The following is a 21,145-nucleotide window of genomic DNA, read 5'->3' as shown; positions in this document are numbered from 1 at the left end:
ATCATGACCCGGCCGGCGCCCGCCCGGGTGCCGGGCCCGGGCCCCCGCGCCGAACGGTCTTGAAACGATACGCAGCATGTCGATTTGGAGTGGTCCATGAACGAGAGAAGTGTTTCCCATGCCTACGGTGCCCACGATCCTTCACGGCCGAGCCCACCGGCAGTGACAGACATCCGGCACACGCTCCGGAAGCAGAGCCGGAACGCGTTCGCGAACGCCGGACCCCGCTCCGGCCCCACCGTGCCGGCCGCCGTCCGGCGTTGGAAGCTGTGGCTCCTCACCGTGTGCGCCATCTACCCCACCATCATCCTGCTGGCCCTGGCCACGAACCCTGTTCTGGGGGATCTGTACCTGCCGGTGCGGCTCGCTGTGCTCGTCCCGGCGGCGGCAGCGGCGATGGTCTGGCAGATCAATCCCCGACTGCAGCGGCATTTCGGAGCTTGGCTCACCAGATGACAAGCAGCCCGGCTCCGCCGCCGGTGTGCTCCGCGGAGCCCGCACACCACAGACCACTGCGCAGGCTCACGGCGCGGGGCCGCGACGAGACCCACCGCGGCGTCTCCTCACTGGAGCTCTTCTTCGACCTGTGCTTCATCGTGGCCATAGCCCAGGCAGGCGCCCAGTTGGTGCACGCCGTAGTCGAGGGCCACACGGGCGAGGGGATCCTCAACTACTTGATGATCTTCTTCGCCATCTGGTGGGCGTGGATGAACTTCACGTGGTTCGCCTCGGCTTACGACAACGACGACGTGCTGTACCGGATCATCACGCTGATCCAGATAGCCGGCGTGCTCGTCCTGACGGCAGGCGTCTCCCAGGCGTTCGAGGAACACGCCTACCCGGTCGTCATCCTGGGTTATGTGATCATGCGGTTCGCCATGACGGCGCAGTGGCTGCGCGTGGCGCGGTCGACTCAGGGCCCCGAGCGGACGATGGCACTGCGGTACGCCATCGGGCTGTGCCAGATCGGCTGGCTGGGACTACTGGCCCTGCCGGAGGCCGGCCGCCCCTGGGTCTTCCTGGTGATGGCGCTGCTGGAGATGGCCGTACCGCTGTATGCGGAGCGGGCCCATCCCACGCCGTGGCACCCCCACCACATCGCCGAACGCTACGGGCTGTTCACGCTCATCGTGCTCGGCGAGACCATCGCGGCGGCCACCGTCGCCGTGAAGTCGGGGATCGACGAGCACGAGGCCCTGGGTGAGTTGCTGCCCATCGCCGCCGGCGGACTGCTGATCATCTTCGCCGCCTGGTGGGTGTACTTCGCGGTCCCCATCCACGGGCACCTCCGGTCCAACCGGCAGTCCTTCCTCTGGGGCTACGGCCATTACCTGATCTTCGTCTCGGGTGCCGCGATCGGGGCCGGCCTGGAGGTGGCGGTGGAGCAGGCGGTGGGCGAGGCACACCTTGCGACGCTGTCGGCGACGGCAGCGGTGACGCTGCCGACAGCGCTCTTCCTGCTCACGGTGTGGGCGCTGCACTCGCGCTTCTACAAGGTGGGAATCGCCCAGCAGTCGGTGCTGCCGGCCGCGGCGCTGCTGGTGGCCGCCTGCACGTTCCTGGGTCACTGGGCGGTGCTCGCGGCGGGGCTGGTGGCGGCGCTGGCAGTGGCAGCCGGGGTGACGCTGACGGCGCTCGGGGCGAGCCCGGAGCGCGGGAGGGGCGAGGAAGGCGTCGCGGTGGCGATCCCGGCGATGTCAGGGCGTAACGGGGAGGCTAGCGAGGTGCCGCGAGTACGTCCCGAAGTACGTTCTCGAGCGTGACGCGGGCCAGCTCGTGTCTCAGGGTGTCCTCAATGCCCTCGTAGATGCCCCGCATAGCCGGCTGGATGCCGTAACCCACCACACATCCCTGGTCCGGGGTGGTGCGGTGCATCGCGAACAGCGGGCCGGGTTCCACTGCCTCGTACACGTCGAGCAGGGTCATCGACTCCAGCTCGCGCGCCAGTGACCAGCCCGCGCCCACGCCCCGTCGGGACTCCACGAGCCCGGCCCTGCGCAGCTCGCCGAGCAGCCGCCTGATCACCACGGGGTTGGTGTTCGCGCTGGTCGCGATCTGCTCGGAGGTGGCGACCTCATGGCCTTGGCGCTGGTAGAGACCGATCCAGGCCAGCGCGTGGGCGGCAATGGTCAACCTGCTGTTGGCACTCATGAACCCCTCCTCTCGGCCGCAACGCTTTATGTTACGACAACGCAGTCGTAACAGTGAATGTTGCAACAGACAGTCGTAACAATTAACGTTGCGACTGCCGGAAAGAGCCAATCAACGAGGTGAGAAGAATGAGCAAGCCACTCATGGGCAAGGTCGCCCTGGTCACCGGGGGGTCTCGCGGACTGGGAGCCGCGACCGTACGACTGCTGGCCGAGCAGGGCGCCGACGTCGCCTTCACCTACGTCAGCTCCCAAGAGCAGGCGCAGGCCGTCGTCGACGAGGTGCACGGCAAGGGAGCCAAGGCCGTCGCTTTCCAGTCCGACCAGGCGGACACGAGCCGGGCGCCGGCGCTGATCGACGACGTGGTCGCGCACTTCGGCGGCCTGGACATCCTCGTCAACAACGCGGCGATCTCCGTGGCCGGCACAGTGGACGACTCGGACGCCGACACCGCCGCCCTGGACCGGATGCACGCCACCAACTACCTCGGCGTGATCGCCGTCATCCGGGCCGCCTCCCGAGTGCTGCGCACGGGCGGCCGCATCATCACGGTGAGTTCCGGACTGGGCTCCCGGGTCGGCGCCCCCGGCCTTGCCGACTACTCGGCGACCAAGTCCGGGATCGAGAGGTACACCATGGGCGTAGCACGCGACCTCGGGCCCCGGAACATCACGGCCAACGTCGTGGAGGCCGGACTGATGGAGGGCGGCATGCAGCCGCCGGACCCCGAGACCCTCAAGGCCCTGGTCAGCTCGCTGTCCCTGCAGCGCATGGGACACCCCGACGAGATCGCCACGGCGATCGCCTTCCTGGCGAGCCCCGCCGCGTCATACGTCACGGGTGCGGTGCTGGACGCCCACGGCGGCTACAACGCCTGAACCCGAACCCCTGCCGCGCGTCCCGAAGGAGAACGCACCTTCGGGGCGCGCGCCGCCGCTGCTGGGGGCCGTGGACGGCACCTGGGAACAGGTCCTCTCCGTGTTCCTGTCAGCGGCCAACGAGGCCGCTGACATCGGCGTCGGCGTCGTGGTGTTCCTGGCCTTCGCCGCCGTCCGCCGCCGGTGCCGGCGCCGATGATCCGTCCGTCTTCGTCGCGTCGGACGTGGATTGTGCGCTGTCCGCTGGGGTGGGTGCGGGAGGCGAGTTGCTCGACGAGTCGTTCATCAGGACTGCGGCGGCCTCCGGAGGATGGCGACATGTTCCGCATGATCTTCGCCTGGGAGCTGCGGGTGTCGGCGAAGCGGATGGTTCACGCTCCGTTTGCCGGTGGGTGCGATAATTGCTGGTCAAGTGCGTGGCCGGTGGTTGGACTGCCTCGCGGGGCATAGCGAGGGACACGGCGGATGTGGGCTGAGCCAAGGACTGGCATGGGTGTCGGCCCGACTGGACTGGTCGGCCGGGAGGGCGAGCGCGCAGAGCTTGCGGCGTTCCTGGACACGGCCGGGATGGACGGAGCCGTCCTGCTGCTCACCGGTGATCCGGGCGTGGGGAAGACGGCGCTCCTGGACGCGGCCGCCGAGCTGGCGGTGGCGAAGGGGATGCGGGTCGTCCGCGGGAGCGGCGACGAGTACGAGACGGACATCAGCTTCGCGGGGCTCCATCAGCTCGTCGGCTCGCTGCCGGACGAGCTCGGTCGTCTGCCGCGTTCGACGCGGGAGGCCCTCGAGGTCGCCCTCGGTCTCGGCACCGGTCCCGCGCCGAGCCGGATCGCCGTCCTGAACGCGGCACTGTCCCTGTTCGACGAGGCCGCGAAGGAACGGCCGTTGCTCCTCGTGGTCGATGACCTCCATGCCGTCGACCAGGCGAGCCGGGCTGCGGTGGGTTTCGTCGCCAGAAGGCTGGGCGGTCGCCGCATCGGACTGCTCGGAGCAGGGCGAACGGAGTCCGACGAATCCTTCCGGTCCACCGGTCTGCCGGAGCTCAGGATCGCTCCGCTGGGTGACTCGGACGCCCTGCGACTGCTGTCCCGGCGCTTCGCCCACCTCCCCCGGCGGGTCCTTTCGACCGTGGCGCACGAGGCGCAGGGAAACCCCCTGGCTCTGCTCGAGTTCGCCGGGGCGTCCGGCGGCCAACACGGCCGAGGGACGGGGTGGACGAGCGGCCAGGGACGGGACGTGCGCGCTCTTTACGGCGTCCGCGTCGGGCGACTGCCGCACAGAACGCGCGAGGTACTGCTGCTCGCGGCTCTCGAGGGCTCCGGCGACATCGTCGTCCTTGAGGCGGCCGGCGGGCCGGGCAGCCTCGAGGAACTCGCTCCCGCGGAGCGTGACCACCTGGTCATGGTCGCGGAGAACGGCCGCGTGGTGCGCTTCAGGCACCCGTTGGTCAGGTCCGCGGTGGTCGACGGTTCCACCGGCGAGCAGCGGCGCAGCGCCCACCGTCGGCTGGCCGGCGCGCTGGGCGACCAGCCCGAGCGGCGCGGTGATCACCTCGCGAGAGCCACGACGGCGCCCGACGAGGCGGTCGCCGCCGTCGTGGAGTCGGCGGCCCGGAGCAGCCTGCGACGCGGTGACGCCGACGGCGCGATCGCGAGGCTGCGGCGCGCGGCCGAGCTGAGTCCCGACCGGACGGTCCGCAGACGCCGCCTGTCGCGTGCCGCCTACGTCGCCGCCTGGGTCGCGGGTCATCTGGAGGTCAGCCACGCGATCATGCGTGAGGTCGAGGGCGATCCGGCGGCCCGGTCGCTCTTGGCGGCCGCGACGGCCGGCTTCCTCGTGCTCGTTACGGAAGGGGACGCCGACACCGCCCACGCGCTGCTGATGGAGGCGATCGAGCAGGGGCCGATGCCGCCCGGTCCGCCGTCCGGCGAGCTGGAGACCGCGCTGTTCACCCTCACGCTCGCCAGCCAGTACTCGGGCCGGCCCGAGCACTGGCAGCCTCTGGTCGACGTCCTCGCCCGCTTCCCCGAGGCGGCGCCCGCCGCCGCGGCGTCGTCGCTGGGGCGCGTCCACCACGACCTCGGCTCCGTCACCGACGGCATGCTGCGCCGCCTGGACGAGGAGATCGCGCGGCTGAGGGACCGGAGTGACGCCGACGTGGTCATCCGCACCGCCCTGACCGCCTCGTACCTCGACCGGCTTCCGGGCTGCCGCGAGGCCGTGTCCCGGGTCATACGCGACGGCGGCGCGGTGGGGTCGAGCATGCCGGCCCTGATGTTCGTCGCGCTCGACGACCTGTACGCCGGCCGGTGGCAGCCGTCGGCCGACGCCGCGGACGAGCTCATCGCCCTGTCCGAGGAGACGGGGTACCACTTGTTCGTCCAGGTCGGGCACTACATCGCCGCGATGGCCGCGGCCCAGCGCGGCGACCTCGACGCGTGCCACCGCCACTGCGAGGCCGTCTGGGGGTGGTCGGGGCCCAGGGGACTGCGGCGGCTGGAGAACTGCGCCCACCAGGCGGCGGCCCGGGCGGCCCTCGGCGCCGCCGACTTCGAGACGGCGTTCCGGCACGCCACAGCCATCTGCGCCCCGGGTGTGCTGCCGCCGTTCAACCCCGAGGCCGTGTGGTCCGCGCCGGACCTCGTCGAGGCCGCCGTGCGCACCGGCCGGCACGCGGAGGCGCGACGGCACGCGGACGCGCTGCGCGACGCCGGTGTCGGCCACCTCTCGTCGCGGCTCGCGCTGAGCGCGGCCACGGTCACGGCGATGACATCGGCTGACGAGGACATGGCCCGGTGCTTCGAGGAGGCTCTCGCACTGCCGGGCGTCGAGCAGTGGCCCTTCGAGGCCGGCCATGCTCGTCTGGCGTACGGCGAAGCGCTTCGCCGGCAAGGACTCAACCGTGACGCCCGGGTGCAGCTGGCCGCCGCCCGCGACCGCTTCGAGGAACTCGGGGCCCGTTCGTGGGAGGCCCGGGCCGCTGCGGAACTCCGTGCCACCGGGATGACGCGGACCGGCCGGGGCAAGGCCGGTGAGGCCCTCACCCCGCAGGAGCTGGAGGTCGCCAGGCTGGCGGCGACGGGGCTGTCGAACCCGCAGATCGCGTCGCACCTGTTCCTTTCGCCGCGGACCGTGTCGTCGCATCTCTACCGGGTGTTCCCGAAGTTGGGGATCACATCGCGGGCCGAGCTCCGCGACGCACTGGAGGCGCTGCCTCCCGGGCCTCCGGCCTCCCGGCTGTGAGAGCTACCGGTCGGGTCCCGGCGCTGCCCCGGTACTGACGTGAGCGAGCCGTCGGCCGGATGTCAGTCAGCTGACGGAGGCTGTCGGCACGGCGGCCGAGCCATTCTCGTGGAGACAGCGAAACCGCCCGGTACCCGGGCGAGACCACGAGGAGCAGACCATGCCGTTCGTCACCGCCGGCGACGGAACCGACATCTTCTACAAGGACTGGGGCTCGGGCCGGCCGGTCATGTTCCACCACGGCTGGCCGCTGAGCTCGGACGACTGGGACGCCCAGCTGCTGTTCCTCGTCCAGCACGGCTACCGTGTCATCGCCCACGACCGCCGCGGGCACGGGCGCTCCGCCCAGGTCGGCCACGGGCACGACATGGACCACTACGCGGCGGACGCCGCCGCCGTGGTGGCGCACCTCGGCCTGCGCGACGTCGTCCACGTCGGCCACTCCACCGGTGGCGGAGAGGTCGCCCGGTACGTCGCCAGGCACGGTGCCGGGCGGGTCGCCAAGGCCGTCCTCATCGGAGCGGTCCCGCCGCTCATGGTCCAGACCGAATCGAACCCGGGAGGGCTGCCGGTCGAGGTCTTCGACGGTTTCCGCGAGGCCGTGGCCACCAACCGCTCCCAGTTCTACCTCGACCTCGCCTCCGGGCCGTTCTACGGGTTCAATCGCCCGGGCGCGGACATCTCCCAGGGCGTCATCCAGAACTGGTGGCGTCAGGGGATGACCGGCAGTGCGCAGGCGCACTACGACGGGATCAAGGCGTTCTCGCAGACCGACTTCACCGACGACCTCCGGGCGATCGACGTGCCCACGCTCATCATGCACGGCGACGACGACCAGATCGTCCCGATCGCCAACTCCGCCGAGATGGCGATCACGCTGGTCAAGGACGCGCGCCTGAAGGTCTACCCGGGACTGTCCCACGGCATGTGCACCGTCAACGCCGACACCGTCAACGCCGACCTCCTCGACTTCATCGACAGCTGACACCGGCCCGGTACCCACACACCCCGCCGGCACCGAACAGAAATGGAATGACCATGACCGCAACACCCACCGGATACGTGACCGTCGTCTGGGACGCGAAGGCGAAGGCGGGCAGGGAGGACGACCTCAAGGCGTTCATCACCGCCGCCGTCACCCCCTCGCGCAACGACCCCGGCAACATCGACTACGAGGCCCACGAAGTCGAGGGCCGGCCCGGCGAATTCGTCATCTACGAACGCTGGGAGACCCGCGCCCACCTCGACGCCCACCTCGCCGCGCCCCGGATGCGCGAGCTCGTCCCACAGATGCTCGAACTCCTCGACGGATCCATCGAGGACGGCATCCGCCTGCTGCGCCCGTTCCGACCCGCCCGCTAGCGCCGGACGCCCGCCGGCATCGACGCCGGCGGGCCGCACCACCGCGAACCGATCCGGCGGGTGCTCCCGGTGAACGCCCTCACTACCCACTCCCCCTGAAACCACGCCACGCCGATGCCCGGGGGGCGGGCCCACCGCTCCCCCGCCGGAACGTGCGCACCGCTCCGTATCACCGGAGCCGATCACGCAAGGAGAACCGCCGCATGACCGCCATGAAGAGCCCGATACCCGACGCGGCCCGTCAGGCCGCCGGGAGCGCGCTGCAGAGCACCCTCGTGGATCTCCTCGGGATCTCGCTGATCGGGAAGCAGGCGCACTGGAACATCGTGGGGCCTCGCTTCCGCTCCATCCACCTGCAGCTCGACGCGCTGGTGACGGTGCTCCGCGAGGCCGCCGACACGGTAGCCGAACGGGCCGCGACGCTCGGGCTCCCGCCGGACGGCCGGCCGGAGACGATCGCCTCGGCGTTCGCTCTGCCCGGCCCGAAGGACGGCTGGATACGCGACGCCGACGCCGTCGACATGATGGTCGAGACCTTGGGGGCCGCCGCCACCCGGCTGCGCGAGCGCATCGACACCACCGAGGGGGCCGACCCGGTCACCCAGGACCTCCTGATCTCGATCACCGCCGAACTCGAGAAGCAGCGCTGGATGTTCGCGGCCGAGGGCACCTTCCGCACGGGCTGAAGGGCGTAGCCACGCCCACCATCCGCGCCACGCTCGCAGGCCGCACGGCCCCGACGCCCGTCGGCGGAGCGGGCACCTGAGCCGCACGGCTGCGCGGTAAGGGCCTCCGACGCGGGCCGGAGGCCCTTACCAAGGCAAAACCGCAGGGGGCGGCAGACGAGTCGGGCTGTACGCCGGGTTCTGTCGCCCGGTCGCCTCGCGGCGGCCGGGGAGACGGCCATCCATCTAGGACCGGCATTGCTGCCGGCCTCGTGCGGTCTACCCGCGAACTCGGGCGGGCAGCCCTCGAACGTTCGCGCAGGGCCGTCTCGCGACGGCCCCTCTTGACCTTGCTCCGGGTGGGGTTTACCTAGCCGCCTGGGTCGCCCCAGGCGCTGGTGGTCTCTTACACCACCGTTTCACCCTTACCCGGGACCGAGGTCCCGGGCGGTCTGTTTTCTGTGGCACTGTCCCGCGGGTCACCCCGGGTGGCCGTTAGCCATCACCCTGCCCTGTGGAGCCCGGACGTTCCTCGGGAGGATCCGGAGATCCCCACGCGGCCGTCCGCCCGGCTCGTCTGCCGTGGGGCCCATGCTACCCGGCCGGGTCGGATGAAGTCCGCCGTGTCCAGGTGGAACGAGAACGGCTCCGGAAGGCGGACCGCCTTGCCGAACGGGACCGTGCAGTGCTGGCGGTAGTCGTCGCCCTCCGGGTCGCTGAACAGCGTCACCGAGGACTCCTCCCGGTCCACCAGCAGTACAGCGGGATCGGGCCCCTCGCGTAGCAGTGCCGCTTGGCCTCGCGGTCGGCGGCCGGCTTGGACGACGTGACCTTTACGACCAGCGCCACCCCCTCGCACGGCATCCACGGGGCCGCACCCCTGTACAGGCGCAGGGCACGGGGGGCGAACGTGCCGTCGGGAATGGCGTGGTTCTTCGGGCAGCGTCCGCCGCTCCTCAGTTTCAGGCCCTTGTTCCCGGCGAACTGCATCTGTGTACGGGAATGAGCCATCACCTGCTCCAGGATCAGCCCGATGTAGTCCTCATGATCCCCGTCCGGCGGCGGTGTCACGACGATCTCCCCCTCGATCAGCTCCGCCCGGAAGCCCCGGCGTATCCAGCGCCAGGAAGCCCTCAAGCAGGACGTCCGCCTGCGTGAGCGGTTCGTGCGGCATGGCAGACATGTCACGCCCCTTCCTCGGTCGTTCGCCGGAGTGGGCCATCGCGGAACCAGCCGTCCGTGAGATGAGATGGGAGTCGTTCCCCCGATCGTGGCACAGGACGACGTCATGACGTCAGAGGCGGCCCGACGCCAGCGCGGTGATGCCCGCCGTCCAGGCCGTGGTGACGGACTCCGGGGTGGGGAAGCGGCCGTTCAGTTCCATCACGACCATGCCGTGGGCGAAGGCCCAGGCCGCGCGGGCCAGGGGTTCGTCCGGGGCCAGGGCGCGGAAGAGGGGGGCGGCGGCGCGGTCCTCCAGGTGGTGGGGGTGGGGGCGGGACGTGGTGAGGCGGTAGAGGTGGGGGTGGGCCAGGGCGTGGGCGCGGTAGGCGGTGGCCAGGGCCGGGAAGGAGCCCGGGGCGGCCGTCTCCGCCGCTTCCAGGGCCTCGGCGGTCTCGATCAGCATCGCGTCGGCCAGCGCGTCGACCACCGAGGACTTGTCCGGGAAGTGCTTGTAGAGGGACGGGGCCGTGATGCCCAGCAGGCCCGCGAGCCGGCGCATGGTCAGCGCCTCCGGGCCCTCCTGCTCCAGGAGCATGCGGGCGGCGGCCAGGATCTGGTGCTGGCGGGCGCGGTCGGTCACGCCGGTCCTTCCGTCGTACGGGCGCGGGGCGCGGGGGCCGAACTCGCGATCGTACGAGACGCCGTCAGGCCGGAACGAACAGGGCCTTCGCCGTGCCCGGAGCGGCCTGGGCGAGGCGGACCCGCAGGCGCTCGCCCAGGGGGAGGGGCGCGGTGCCCTCGACGCGGGCGACGATCGCCGGGGCGTCGATGTGGACGGTCCCGGTGGCCGGTTCGTTCTCCTTGACGTCCACCACGTATCCGTCGAAGACCGCGCCCACCCTGTCCCTGAGCAGCGCCGCCTCGACCAGGTCCACGGACTCCCGCTCCACCGTGTTGGCGCGCCGGGTGCCCTCCGCCATCTCCTTGGGCAGCGCGGGCAGGGCGGCGAGGACCCATTCGGGCGGGTCCCGGTCCTCGCAGGCCGCGACGCACAGCTCGGAGGCGTAGCGGTCCACGAGGCGGCGCAGGGGTGCCGTGCAGTGCGTGTACAGGTCCGCCACCGCCGCGTGCACGGCCGGGTCCGGCAGGTCGCCGCCGCCGAAGACCGTGTAGCCCGCGCCGCGCAGCAGCGTCGTGCACTCCTGGAGGAACGCCGCGTGGTCGGTGCGCCTCGGGTCGAGCGAGCGGACGACCTGGGCGTACGGGACGTGGTGCGGCCAGTCGATGTGCAGGGCCTCGGCGCTGCGGCGCAGCCGGGCCACCGCGCCGTCGGGCGCGACCGGCAGCGTCCGCAGGACGCCGGTGCCGCTCTCCGCCATCAGGTGGGCCGCCGCCATGCCGGTGAGCAGGGAGACCTGGGCGTTCCAGCCGTCGGCGGGGAGCGGAGCGCGGTACGTCAGGCCGTACGTGCCGTCGTGTTCGGTGATCTCCTGCTCGGGCACGTTGAGGGAGATGCCGCCCCGGGCCACCTCCTGCTCCTCGCGGAGCGTGCCGATGTCCCGGAGCAGCGCGAGGGGTTCCTCGGCGGTGCCCTCGTCGATCTGCCGCTGCACGCCCGCGTAGTCCAGCTTGGCGCGGCTGCGTACGAGTGCCCTGCGCACCCGGGTCGCGACCGCCGAGCCCTCCGGGTCCAGGTCGATCTCCCACAGGACCGCGGGGCGGATCCGGCCGGGCAGCAGGCTGGCGGCGTCCTCGGACAGGACCTCCGGGTGGAGCGGCACCCGGCCGTCCGGGAAGTACAGCGTCGTCACCCGGCGGTGGGCCTCGGCGTCGAGCGCGCCGCCGGGGCGCACGAACGCGGCCACGTCCGCGATGGCGTAGTGCACGCGGTAGCCGTGGGCGCGGCGTTCCAGGTGCATCGCCTGGTCGAGGTCCGTGGACGCGGGCGGGTCGATGGTGAGGAACGGGATGTCCGTCGCGTCCGCGTGCCCGGCGAGCTCCGGGCTCCGCGCCGCGTCCGCCGCCTCGGCGAGCACGTCGGGCGGGAAGTCGTCGGGGAGCGACAGCTCGGTGCGGAGGCCGCGCAGGGCCGCCCGCAGCGGGGTCTCGGCTGCGCCGGTCATGTGCAGATGGCGGCGGGGCATGGTCCCGAGCGTAGGACGGGGTGCGGAGCGCGGCATTCCGAGAGGGCTTCGTGCCCGTACGGTGTGCCCTTCCGCCCCCGTACGCTGGCCGGGGCGTCCGCGCGGTCCGCACACCGCCGGCGCCTCTTCCCCGTACGTACGAAGGAGAACCGCCGTGCTCGTGCTGTTGCCGCCCTCCGAAGGAAAGGCCGCCTCGGGGCGCGGGGCACCCCTGAAGCCCGAGTCGTTGTCGCTGCCCGGTCTCGCCGGGGCGCGGGCCGAGGTGCTGGACGCGCTGGTGGAGCTGTGCGTGGCCGACGAGGAGAAGGCGCGGGAGGTGCTGGGGCTCAGCGAGGGGCTGCGGGGCGAGATCGCGAAGAACGCGGAGCTGCGGACGGCGGGGACGCGGCCGGCCGGGGAGCTGTACACGGGTGTCCTGTACGACGCCCTCGGCCTGGACTCGCTCGGCACGGCCGCCCGCCGCCTCGCCGGGAAGTCGCTGCTGGTGTTCTCCGGGCTGTGGGGCGCGGTGCAAATGGGCGACCGGATTCCGCCGTACCGCTGCTCGATGGGCGTGAAGCTGCCGGGGCTCGGCGCTCTGGGGGCGTTCTGGCGTACGCCCATGGCGGAGGTGATGCCGGAGGCGGCGGGCGACGGGCTCGTGCTGGATCTGCGCTCGTCCGCGTACACGGCCGCGTGGAGGCCGAAGGGGGCGGTCGCGGAGCGCACGGCGAGCGTGCGGGTGCTGCACGCGCAGATCGTGGACGGGGTGGAGAAGCGGTCCGTGGTCAGCCACTTCAACAAGGCCACCAAGGGCCGCATGGTGCGCGACCTGCTGCTCGCGGGTGCCCGGCCGGCCGGTCCCGCCGAGCTGGTGACCGCCCTGCGGGACCTCGGGTACAGCGTCGAGGCCGAGGCGCCTGCCCGGGCGGGGCGCCCGTGGCAGCTCGACGTGGTCGTCACGGAGATCCACTAGCCGCACGTTGCACCCTCTGCAACGCTCGTTGCGCCATGTGGCGCGCGCGGGCAGGATGGGCGCATGACCTCCTCCGTGCTGGACCTCGCCCCCGTCGTGCCCGTCGTCGTCCTGGAGGACGCCGCCGACGCGGTGCCGCTCGCCCGGGCCCTGGTCGCGGGCGGTCTTCCGGCGATCGAGGTGACCCTGCGCACCGCCGCCGCCCTGGACGCGATCCGGGCGATCGCGGCGGAGGTCCCGGACGCGGTCGTCGGGGCGGGCACGATGATCTCGGCGCGCAACGTGGCGGACACCGTGGCGGCGGGGGCCCGGTTCCTGGTCAGCCCCGGCTGGACCGATGCGCTGCTGGACGCGATGAAGGGGTCCGGGCTGCCGTTCCTGCCGGGCGTCTCGACCACGTCCGAGGTGGTCGCACTGCTGGAGCGCGGGGTGACCGGGATGAAGTTCTTCCCGGCCGAGGCGGCGGGCGGCACGGCCTACCTCAAGGCCCTCTCCGCCCCGCTCCCCCAGGCCCGGTTCTGCCCGACGGGCGGGATCTCGGCCGCCTCGGCGCCCTCGTACCTGGCGCTGCCCAACGTCGGCTGCGTGGGCGGGAGCTGGATGGTTCCCGGGGACGCGGTCGCGGCCCGGGACTGGGCGCGCGTGGAGCGGCTCGCCGCCGGGGCGGCGGCGCTGAGGGGATGAGCGGTGCGGCGGGAGAACCCGTCGCACATCGCCATGCATGCTCCCCGGTATTCGGGGCACGACCCTTGGTAGGGGACGTAGCCCGCATGCCGGGTGACCCGGGTTCCGGCCGGTAATCCCCCGACCCGCCGGAACCGCCTCGGCCCCATCGGTCCTCCCCCCGACCGGTGGGGCCGACTGCTGTCCCGGGGCCGTCAGCGCAGGTGGGACGTGTCGTTCAGCAGGCGTACGGAGGCGTTGCCGTCGGCGTAGTACGCGACGGACGAGACGGACGCCGCCGAGAGCTCCATCCGGAACAGCGCCTCCGGGGGCGCTCCCAGGGCGAGCCGGACCAGGGTCTTGATCGGGGTGACGTGCGTGACGACGAGGACCGTGCGGCCCGCGTACCGCGTGACGAGGCCGTCCCGGGCGACCGCCACGCGGCGGGCGACCTCCGTGAAGCTCTCGCCGCCGCCCGTGGGGGCCGCGTCCGGGGAGGCGAGCCAGGCGTCCAGGTCGTCCCCGTACCGCTCCCTGACCTCGCCGAACGTGAGCCCTTCCCAGGCCCCGAAGTCCGTCTCGCGCAGCCCGTCCTCGACACGGACCTCCAGGCCCAGCCGGGCCGCGACCGCGCCGGCCGTCTCGCGGCAGCGGCGCAGCGGTGAGCTGACGATCTCCTGCACCGTGCCCCGCGCCGCGAACGCCGAGGCCGCCCGCTCGGCCTGGTCCAGACCGGCCGGGGAGAGCGCGGGATCGGTGCCCCCGCTGCCGGAGAACCGCTTCTGCGGGGTGAGGGCCGTCTCGCCGTGCCGCAGCAGTACGAGGGTGGCGGGCGCGCCCAGGTCGGGCACCGAGCCCCAGCCCATTTGGGGCGTGAGGGGGTCGGAGGCGGGCGGTGCGGCCGCCGTCTCCGGGGAACGGGAGGCGTCCAGGGCGGCCGTGGACGCCGAGGGCTCCCACCGGCCGCCGCGCCGGCCCGCGTCCATCGCCTCATTGGCCAGCCGGTCGGCGTGCTTGTTCCGCTCGCGCGGGATCCACTCGTACGTGATGTCCGCACCCGGCAGGACCGCCGCCGCCTCGGCCGCGAGCGGCTTCATGTCCGGATGCTTGATCTTCCAGCGCCCGGACATCTGCTCCACGACCAGCTTGGAGTCCATCCGGACGCTCACCCGGACCCCGGTGCCCACCGGACCGTCGGCGAGCAGCGCGCCCACCGCGCGGAGGCCCGCGACGAGGCCCTTGTACTCGGCGACGTTGTTGGTCGCGACGCCGATGTACTCGGCGGTCTCGGCCAGCGTCTCGCCGGTGTCCGGGTCGATGACGACCGCGCCGTAGCCGGCGGGGCCCGGGTTGCCCCGGGAGCCGCCGTCGGCCTCGATCACGAACCGGCGCGGCAGGCTCACTACAGGCCCGAGTCGGCGGTGCGGACCAGGATGCGGCGGCAGTTCTCGCAGCGCAGCACCGTGTCGGGGGACGCGGCCTTCACGTCGTTGATCTCGGTGATGTTGAGCTCCAGGCGGCAGCCCTCGCAGCGGCGCTGGTAGAGGCGGGCGGCGCCCACCCCGCCCTGCTGGGCGCGGAGCTTGTCGTACAGCTTCAGCAGGTCGGCGGGGACCGAGCCGGCGACGACCTCGCGCTCCTTGGTGACCGAGGCGGCCTCCGTGTCGAGCTCCTGGGTCGCGGCGTCGCGGCGGGCGGTGGCGTCGTCCACCTTGGCCTGCACGGCGGCGACCCGGTCGGTCAGCTCGGCGACGCGCTCCTGGGCGGACTCGCGGCGCTCCATGACCTCCAGGACGATGTCCTCCAGGTCGCCCTGGCGCTTGGCGAGCGAGGCGATCTCGCGCTGGAGGCTCTCCAGGTCCTTCGGCGAGGTGACCGCGCCGGAGTCCAGACGCTGCTGGTCGCGCGCGGCGCGCTGGCGGACCTGGTCGACGTCCTGCTCCGCCTTGGTCTGCTCGCGGGCGGTGTCGCTCTCCTCGGTGGTCGAGGCGACGAGCAGGTCGCGGAGCTGGGCGAGGTCGGCCGTCAGCGACTCGATCTCGGCGTGCTCGGGCAGGGAACTGCGGCGGTGCGCGAGCTGGGAGAGGCGCTGGTCGAGCGCCTGGACGTCGAGAAGTCGGATCTGGTCGGCGGGCGCGGCGTTCAGTTGGGGGCTCCAGAAGAGTGGTGGGCGGTCCAGGGGTCGGTGACCTGCTTCGAGACGTGGACCCTCAGGTCCCATCCGAGGCGGTCGGAAATCGCTTCGAGCTGTGCCGCGGCCTGCTCGCACCACGGCCACTCGGTGGCCCAGTGTGCGGCATCGACCAGGCCGAGCGGTGAGTGCTGGGTGGCCTCGGAGGCCGGGTGGTGGCGCAGGTCGGCGGTGAGGAAGGCGTCCACGCCGGCGGCGCGCACCGCGTCGAAGAGGCTGTCGCCCGATCCGCCGCTCACCGCGACGGTGCGCACGAGCGCGTCCGGGTCGCCCGCGAGGCGGACGCCCTGCGCGGTGGCGGGCAGCCGGGCGGCGGCGCGGGCGGCGAACGCGCCCAGGGTCTCGGGGTGGTCGAGCACGCAGATCCGGCCGAGCCCCCGGTGGCCCGCCGGGTCCGTCGGGTCCGGCACGAGGGGGCGCTCGACGCGCAGGTCGAGGGCGGCGGCCAGGGCGTCGGAGACGCCGGGGTCGGCGGTGTCGGCGTTGGTGTGGGCCACGTGCAGCGCGATGCCGTCGCGGATCAGCGTGTGCACGACGCGGCCCTTGAAGGTGTCCGCCGCGACCGTCGTCGTACCGCGCAGGTAGAGCGGGTGATGGGTCACGATCAGCTGCGCGCCCAGCCTCTTCGCCTCGTCGGCGATCTCCTGGACGGGGTCGACGGCGAAGAGCACCCGGTGGACCTCGGCGTCCGGATCACCGCAGACGGTGCCGACCGCGTCCCATCCCTCGGCCCGCTCGGGCGGCCAGAGGGCGTCGAGCTCGGAGATGACTTCAGACAGACGGGGCACGGAGGAAAGGCTACCTGCCCGCCGCGCCCCGGGAAGCCCCGGGAACGGGCCGCCCGCGACTCGGCCCCGTACAGCACACGCACCCCCGGCAGCACAGCGAAATCCGGCCATCACCACCCTTATGTGTGAAGTGGGAGAGGTCGTGTTGTTCGGCTGGAAGTGCGAAAACTAGCTTCGGTTGCCGGAGGTGATGAGTCGATGACTGCCTGTGCCATCGAGGACGGGACCACGACGGGTGACGGCGGGTCGGCGGAGCCGGAACCGGAGCCCGATCCGGGCGGCCCCGCGGGGGCCGCCGGGGAGACCGGCCCGACGGAGGGTGCCCCGGCGCCGGAGGTTCCCGCACCGTCCGCCGCGGCCGAGGCGGACGCGCCCGCCGAAACGGTTCTGCCCGCCTTCACGCTCACCGCGGACGGCGCTTACGGCGCCCGGCTCACCGCCGCCCCGGTGCCCGCCGCCGACACCGCCTGGTATGCCGAGCGCTGGACGCTCGACGGGCCCGAGCCGTACGCCGTGCCGCTGCCCACCGATCAGCCGGAGGAGGCGGAGGCGCAGGTGGTGCCGCTCGCCGACGGGCGGGTGCTGATCCGGCGGCGGGTCGCGGAGCGGCACACCTTCTCGCTGCTCTACCCGACCGGCCCCGGCACCGGCGAGCTGCTGCTCGGGGCCGTCGAGCGGGACGCGCTCACCCTGCTGCCGCCGTCGCCGGACGGGGCGAGCGCGTACGCCCTCGCGGTCGGCGCGTACTCCACGGAGCTGTGGCGCGTGGCGGGCGGGGCGGCCGGACCCGCGCGGATCGCGGACCTGCCGGGACGCTGCTCCGGCGGCGTCTGGCTGGACCGGGCGGGCCGGCTGCTCGCCCTGGACCGGGAGCCGGCCGGGGGCGGCCCGGTGAAGACGGTCGCGGTGGACCTGGGACGGGGCGCCGAGATGACGCCGCTGCTCCAGATCACGCCGGACAGCGACGACCGGCTGCTGCTCGCGGACCCGGACAGCGGGCTGCTGCTGATCCGCTCGGACGCGCCCGGCCGCGACCGGCTCGGCTGGGGGGTCCTCGGCAGCTGCCTGCCGGTGCGGTTCCCCGAGTGCCTGCGGCCACCGGACTGCTCGGTGGAGCCGTTCGCCGTGCAGCCGGGGCAGACGCTGATGCCGGAGAGCTGTGCGGTGGCCCTCCGGATCGACGGGGCGGCGGGCAGCTGGATCGGCCTGTGGCGCCCGTCGGGCCGCCGGCTGCACCAGCTCGCGGCGCCCGGGGGCTGGCTGGCGGGCAGCGGGGTCTGGTCGCGCGACGGGGTGCTCAAACTCCCGTACGCGGACGGGGACACGGCGTGCGCGGTGGCCCTGCTGGAGATGCCGGAGGAGGCGGAATGCGCGGGCGATGCAAGTGGGAGGCAACCTTCCGCGCCATCGGTGAATCCTCCAGTGTGTACACCGGTCCCTCTGGGGCAGGCGCCTCTCGTGGGGCGTACGGCCCCTGGCTGAGCTGGGGCCGGGCTCACGCACCGTGCGCCCCGGTCACCGAACGTGACCTTTCCGGGCGGGCGGCGGCGTGACGCTCCGGTTGGCACACACGTAAGCGATCACAACGGGGTGACTTCCCACATGTCTGAAGCCCGCATCGAAACGACCCAGACGTTCCCGCCGGGGGCGGACGCGCAGCGGGGCGACGCCGGCGGCTCCGGAAAGCACCGAGGGGGTGTGGCGACGGACGACACGGCGGCGACTCCGGCCGGCCGCCATCGCCGCCCCGACGGGGAGAGCGGCGCGGCAGCGGCCTGACCGCCGCCGGTCGAGGAGGGGAAAGCGGCGCCCCCGCCGCCCGGGACGGCCTCCCGGGCGGCGGGGGCGCCGCCTGTCCGCCCTGGACGCGACCGGACGCGGACCCTCCGGGTCCGCGATGACAAATGTCATGGTGGACCGCGTACATATACATCTGCCGCCGCATGCTCACGCTGCGTAACGTCGTAGACATGACGCAGACAAGGGACGACGGGGCCGCGGTGGTCTTCACCGGGGCGGTGAAGACGTTCGGCCGGGCCGGGCGGAGCGTACGGGCCGTCGACGGGATCGACGTGCGGATCGGGCGCGGCGAGACCGTGGCCCTGCTCGGCCGCAATGGCGCGGGGAAGTCCACCACCATCTCGCTGCTGCTCGGTCTTGACGAGCCGGACGAGGGCGCCGTGCGGGTCCTGGGCCGCTCCCCCGGGCAGGCGGTGCGGGCCGGGCTGGTCGGCGCCATGCTCCAGGAGGGCCGGCCGATACCGAGGGTGACCGTGCGCGAGCTGGTCGCCTTCGTCGCCTCGACCTACCCGCGTCCGCTGCCGGTCGCCGAGGCGCTGGCCCTGGCGGGCGTGGCGGAGTACGCGGACCGGCGCATCGACAAGCTCTCGGGCGGCCAGACCCAGCGGGTGCGGTTCGCCGTCGCGCTGGCCGGCAACCCCGAGCTGATCGTGCTGGACGAGCCGACCGCCGCCCTGGACGTGGCGGGGCGGCGCGCGTTCTGGGACTCGATGCGGGCCTACGCCCGGCGCGGCAACACCGTGCTCTTCTCCACCCACTACCTGGAGGAGGCCGACGAGAACGCGGACCGGATCGTCGTCATCGACCGGGGCCGGATCGTCGCGGACGGCAGCGGCGAGGCGATCAAGGACGCGGCCGGGCACAGCCAGGTCTCCTTCGACCTCGCGGGCCGCTCCACCGAGGGCCTGGACCGGCTGCCCGGTGTCGTCGCCGTCGAGGTGACCGGCGACCGCGCCCTGCTGCGCACCGACGACTCGGACGCGACGGTCGTGGAGCTGGCCCGGCTGGGCCTGGTCCGCGGCCTCCAGGTCTCCCGGGCCACGCTGGAGACCGCCTTCCTGGCGCTCACCGCACCCGGGGAGCCCGCACCGGGCGACACCGCGCCGCCCGGGGACACCGCACCCGCGAGGACCGCGCCCAGGACCGAGAAGGAGACCGTCTGATGTTCCGTTACATCCTGCTCGAAATGCGCCGGACCCTGCGCGACGCCGGATTCCTGATCTTCGGCACGGGTATGCCGGTGATGATGTACCTGCTCTTCACCAACATCGGTGACGGCAGCGCCGACGGCTGGAAGACCGCGTCCATGGTCGGCATGGCCGCGTACGGCGCGCTCGGCTCCGCGATGTCGATCGGCACGGGCGTCGCGTCCGACAAGTCCCTCGGCTGGCTCCAGCAGTTGAGGGTCACCCCGCTCTCCCCCTCGCACGCGGTGGTGGGCCGGGCGGTCAGCGGATCGGTGACCGTGCTGCCGGTGATCCTGACCGTGCTGCTGGCCGGCGCCCTGATCAACGGGGTGCGGATGGCGGCCTGGCAGTGGGCGGTGCTGGTGGTGCTGCTGTGGATCGGCGCGCTGCCCTTCACCCTGCTCGGCCTGGGCAACGGCTACCGGCTGACCCCGCAGGGCACCGGCGTCGCCAACGTCGCCTGCCTGATGGGCTTCGGAGTCGTCGGCGGGCTGTGGTTCCCGCTGGAGATGCTGCCCGGGTGGCTGCGCTCGGTCGGCCGGTTCACCCCGGCCAACCGGTTCGCGGACCTGGGCTGGGCGACGACCGACGGGCACGCGCCGGGCGCCATGACCATGGGCGTGCTCGCCGTCTGGCTCCTGCTGTTCGGCGGGTACGCGGTGATCTCGTACCGTCGGTCCGCCAGGACCGTGTGACGGGAGCGAACATGCCGGGGACCGGACGACCATCGTTCAAGGAGCGCCGCCGGATGCGGAAGGAGGGCCGCAGGCCGGGACCGCCGTCGCCGTACGCCCTGCTGCCGTGGCTGCTGATGGGTCTCGGCGCCTTCTCCAACCTCTTCCAGGGCGAGACCCCCACCCCGTGGATCGCCGGCGCCGGCCTGCTGGCCTTCAACTCCCTCTACATCTCGGTGGTGTTCCGGGGCTTCACCAAGGAGAAGCGCGAGAGCCCGGTGACCTACGTCCTGCTGGGCGCGCTGGCCGCGGTCACCTTCGCGCTGGCCATCGGTTACGGGGGCAGCTGGCTGCTGTTCTTCCCGCTGCTCTCGCTGGCCGCCGGCACGGTCCTGCGCCACCGCCTGCTGGCGGTGGGGCTGCTCGGGCTCGCGGTCGCCGCGTGCGCGGTCGCGGTCTGGCGGGACGACAGCGCCTCGCCGCCGTGGACGCTGGGGTACGGGACGTTCATCTCCGGTGCCGTGACGTCGGCGATCCTCCGGCTGGCGGAGACCGTGACGGAACTGCGCGCCACCCGCCAGGAGCTGGCCCGGGCCGCCGTCGAGCGGGAGCGGCTGCGCTTCTCGCGCGACCTGCACGACCTGCTGGGCCACACGCTCTCGGTCATCGTGGTGAAGTCGGAGGCCGCGCGCCGGCTCGCCCCGCGCGACATGGACGCGGCGCTGTCCCAGGTCGCCGACATCGAGTCCGTCGGGCGCCAGGCGCTCACCGAGATCCGCGAGGCCGTCACCGGCTACCGCGAGGGGAGCCTCGCGACCGAGCTGGACCGGGCCAGGTCCGCGCTGACCGCCGCCGGGATCGAGCCGGTCGTCCGGCGCTCCGGGCCGCCGCTCGCCCCGCAGGCCGAGGCGCTGCTGGGCTGGGTGGTGCGGGAGGCCGTCACCAACGTGGTGCGGCACTCCTCGGCGACGCGCTGCGTGTTCGAGGTCAGCGGGACCGGCGAGAAGGTCCGGCTCACGGTGACCGACGACGGCCGGGGCGAGCGTGAGGGCCCCGCGCCCATCCCGGGCATCGGCGGCACCGGTCTGAAGGGGCTCACCGAACGGCTCGCGGCGGCGGGCGGCTCCCTGGTGGCGGGCCCCGGCCCGGACGGCGGCTTCGTGGTCACGGCCGAACTCCCGGTGGACGCGGGCGGCGAGGGGGACGGCGACGCCGACGCGACGCCGGCCCCCGGAGCGGGGGACGACCCGGCCTGCTCGCCTACCCTGGGCCGGTGAACG

The 21,145-nt window shown here is 73.0% G+C and carries 21 protein-coding genes, 1 other RNA gene and 1 pseudogene; 15 read left to right on the top strand and 8 right to left on the bottom strand.

The window, feature by feature from the left end; genetic code table 11:
• Positions 1–96: 96 nt before the first annotated feature.
• Positions 97–456, top strand: a complete 360-nt coding sequence (locus tag ABZ565_RS01275; RefSeq protein WP_361018857.1) for a hypothetical protein — start codon at positions 97–99, stop codon at positions 454–456.
• Entirely contained in the window at positions 453–1,763 is a 1,311-nt protein-coding gene (locus ABZ565_RS01270) for a low temperature requirement protein A (protein WP_361018854.1), read from the top strand. The genes ABZ565_RS01275 and ABZ565_RS01270 overlap by 4 nt, the downstream gene beginning before the upstream one ends.
• On the opposite strand, the gene ABZ565_RS01265 is transcribed toward ABZ565_RS01270, so the two are convergent.
• Positions 1,717–2,151, bottom strand: a complete 435-nt coding sequence (locus ABZ565_RS01265) for an Rrf2 family transcriptional regulator (RefSeq protein WP_361018852.1) — start codon at positions 2,149–2,151, stop codon at positions 1,717–1,719. The two genes, ABZ565_RS01270 and ABZ565_RS01265, sit on opposite strands and share 47 nt — an antisense overlap.
• 128 nt (positions 2,152–2,279) lie before the next feature.
• Here ABZ565_RS01265 and ABZ565_RS01260 point away from each other — a divergent pair, with 128 nt between their 5' ends.
• The 6 genes from ABZ565_RS01260 (at position 2,280) to ABZ565_RS01235 (ending at position 8,320) form a co-directional block, all read left to right on the top strand.
• On the top strand, positions 2,280–3,029 hold the full coding sequence (locus ABZ565_RS01260) for an SDR family oxidoreductase (protein WP_361018849.1): 750 nt from the start codon (positions 2,280–2,282) through the stop codon (positions 3,027–3,029).
• 70 nt (positions 3,030–3,099) lie between these two features.
• Positions 3,100–3,228, top strand: coding sequence for a hypothetical protein (locus ABZ565_RS01255; RefSeq protein WP_361018846.1), 129 nt, complete (start codon positions 3,100–3,102; stop codon positions 3,226–3,228).
• 290 nt (positions 3,229–3,518) lie between these two features.
• Complete coding sequence (locus tag ABZ565_RS01250) at positions 3,519–6,272, top strand: AAA family ATPase (RefSeq protein ID WP_361018843.1); 2,754 nt, start codon at positions 3,519–3,521, stop codon at positions 6,270–6,272.
• A gap of 160 nt (positions 6,273–6,432) precedes the next feature.
• Positions 6,433–7,257, top strand: a complete 825-nt coding sequence (locus ABZ565_RS01245; RefSeq protein WP_361018840.1) for an alpha/beta hydrolase — start codon at positions 6,433–6,435, stop codon at positions 7,255–7,257.
• A 53-nt stretch (positions 7,258–7,310) separates the two neighbouring features.
• Positions 7,311–7,634: a putative quinol monooxygenase gene (locus ABZ565_RS01240; protein WP_361018837.1), complete on the top strand. Its 324-nt coding sequence runs from the start codon at positions 7,311–7,313 to the stop codon at positions 7,632–7,634.
• Positions 7,635–7,837: 203 nt separating this feature from the next.
• Entirely contained in the window at positions 7,838–8,320 is a 483-nt protein-coding gene (locus ABZ565_RS01235) for a DNA starvation/stationary phase protection protein (protein ID WP_361018834.1), read from the top strand.
• 153 nt (positions 8,321–8,473) lie between these two features.
• Here ABZ565_RS01235 and rnpB read toward each other — a convergent pair.
• The 4 genes and pseudogenes from rnpB to ABZ565_RS01215 all read right to left on the bottom strand — a co-directional run bounded on the left by rnpB (position 8,474) and on the right by ABZ565_RS01215 (position 11,586).
• An RNA gene (rnpB, locus tag ABZ565_RS01230) (RNase P RNA component class A) lies at positions 8,474–8,875 on the bottom strand.
• A 34-nt stretch (positions 8,876–8,909) separates the two neighbouring features.
• Positions 8,910–9,473 (bottom strand): annotated as a pseudogene (locus tag ABZ565_RS01225) (Uma2 family endonuclease); the annotation flags it as partial.
• A 120-nt stretch (positions 9,474–9,593) separates the two neighbouring features.
• Positions 9,594–10,103, bottom strand: coding sequence for a TetR/AcrR family transcriptional regulator (locus ABZ565_RS01220; protein ID WP_361018831.1), 510 nt, complete (start codon positions 10,101–10,103; stop codon positions 9,594–9,596).
• A gap of 64 nt (positions 10,104–10,167) precedes the next feature.
• Complete coding sequence (locus tag ABZ565_RS01215) at positions 10,168–11,586, bottom strand: RNB domain-containing ribonuclease (protein WP_361019289.1); 1,419 nt, start codon at positions 11,584–11,586, stop codon at positions 10,168–10,170.
• A 175-nt stretch (positions 11,587–11,761) separates the two neighbouring features.
• Here ABZ565_RS01215 and yaaA point away from each other — a divergent pair, with 175 nt between their 5' ends.
• Positions 11,762–12,562, top strand: a complete 801-nt coding sequence (gene yaaA / locus ABZ565_RS01210) for a peroxide stress protein YaaA (RefSeq protein WP_361018828.1) — start codon at positions 11,762–11,764, stop codon at positions 12,560–12,562.
• A gap of 63 nt (positions 12,563–12,625) precedes the next feature.
• On the top strand, positions 12,626–13,246 hold the full coding sequence (gene eda / locus ABZ565_RS01205) for a bifunctional 4-hydroxy-2-oxoglutarate aldolase/2-dehydro-3-deoxy-phosphogluconate aldolase (protein WP_361018825.1): 621 nt from the start codon (positions 12,626–12,628) through the stop codon (positions 13,244–13,246).
• Positions 13,247–13,440: 194 nt separating this feature from the next.
• On the opposite strand, the gene ABZ565_RS01200 is transcribed toward eda, so the two are convergent.
• The 3 genes from ABZ565_RS01200 to ABZ565_RS01190 are packed head-to-tail and all read right to left on the bottom strand — an operon-like array spanning position 13,441 to position 16,204.
• Entirely contained in the window at positions 13,441–14,628 is a 1,188-nt protein-coding gene (locus tag ABZ565_RS01200) for a bifunctional RNase H/acid phosphatase (protein WP_361018822.1), read from the bottom strand.
• Positions 14,628–15,371, bottom strand: coding sequence for a C4-type zinc ribbon domain-containing protein (locus tag ABZ565_RS01195; protein WP_361019286.1), 744 nt, complete (start codon positions 15,369–15,371; stop codon positions 14,628–14,630). Before ABZ565_RS01195 ends, ABZ565_RS01200 begins: the two co-directional genes overlap by 1 nt.
• Complete coding sequence (locus tag ABZ565_RS01190) at positions 15,368–16,204, bottom strand: Nif3-like dinuclear metal center hexameric protein (RefSeq protein ID WP_361018819.1); 837 nt, start codon at positions 16,202–16,204, stop codon at positions 15,368–15,370. The genes ABZ565_RS01195 and ABZ565_RS01190 overlap by 4 nt, the downstream gene beginning before the upstream one ends.
• A 198-nt stretch (positions 16,205–16,402) precedes the next feature.
• On the opposite strand from ABZ565_RS01190, the gene ABZ565_RS01185 reads away from it, so the two are divergent.
• From ABZ565_RS01185 to ABZ565_RS01165, 5 genes are all read left to right on the top strand, one after another.
• Positions 16,403–17,686: a hypothetical protein gene (locus ABZ565_RS01185; RefSeq protein WP_361018816.1), complete on the top strand. Its 1,284-nt coding sequence runs from the start codon at positions 16,403–16,405 to the stop codon at positions 17,684–17,686.
• A 120-nt stretch (positions 17,687–17,806) separates the two neighbouring features.
• Positions 17,807–17,983 (top strand): hypothetical protein, encoded by a 177-nt coding sequence (locus ABZ565_RS01180; RefSeq protein ID WP_361018813.1) that lies wholly within the window; start codon positions 17,807–17,809, stop codon positions 17,981–17,983.
• Between the two features lie 221 nt (positions 17,984–18,204).
• Positions 18,205–19,167 (top strand): ABC transporter ATP-binding protein, encoded by a 963-nt coding sequence (locus ABZ565_RS01175; RefSeq protein ID WP_361019283.1) that lies wholly within the window; start codon positions 18,205–18,207, stop codon positions 19,165–19,167.
• Entirely contained in the window at positions 19,167–19,886 is a 720-nt protein-coding gene (locus ABZ565_RS01170) for an ABC transporter permease (RefSeq protein ID WP_361018810.1), read from the top strand. Before ABZ565_RS01175 ends, ABZ565_RS01170 begins: the two co-directional genes overlap by 1 nt.
• Before the next feature lie 53 nt (positions 19,887–19,939).
• On the top strand, positions 19,940–21,142 hold the full coding sequence (locus ABZ565_RS01165; RefSeq protein ID WP_361018808.1) for a sensor histidine kinase: 1,203 nt from the start codon (positions 19,940–19,942) through the stop codon (positions 21,140–21,142).
• Positions 21,143–21,145 lie beyond the last annotated feature (3 nt).

The organism is Streptomyces sp. NPDC016469, assembly GCF_040632905.1.
GTDB lineage: Bacteria > Actinomycetota > Actinomycetes > Streptomycetales > Streptomycetaceae > Streptomyces.
This window is presented reverse-complemented; position numbering and strand designations above follow the sequence as displayed.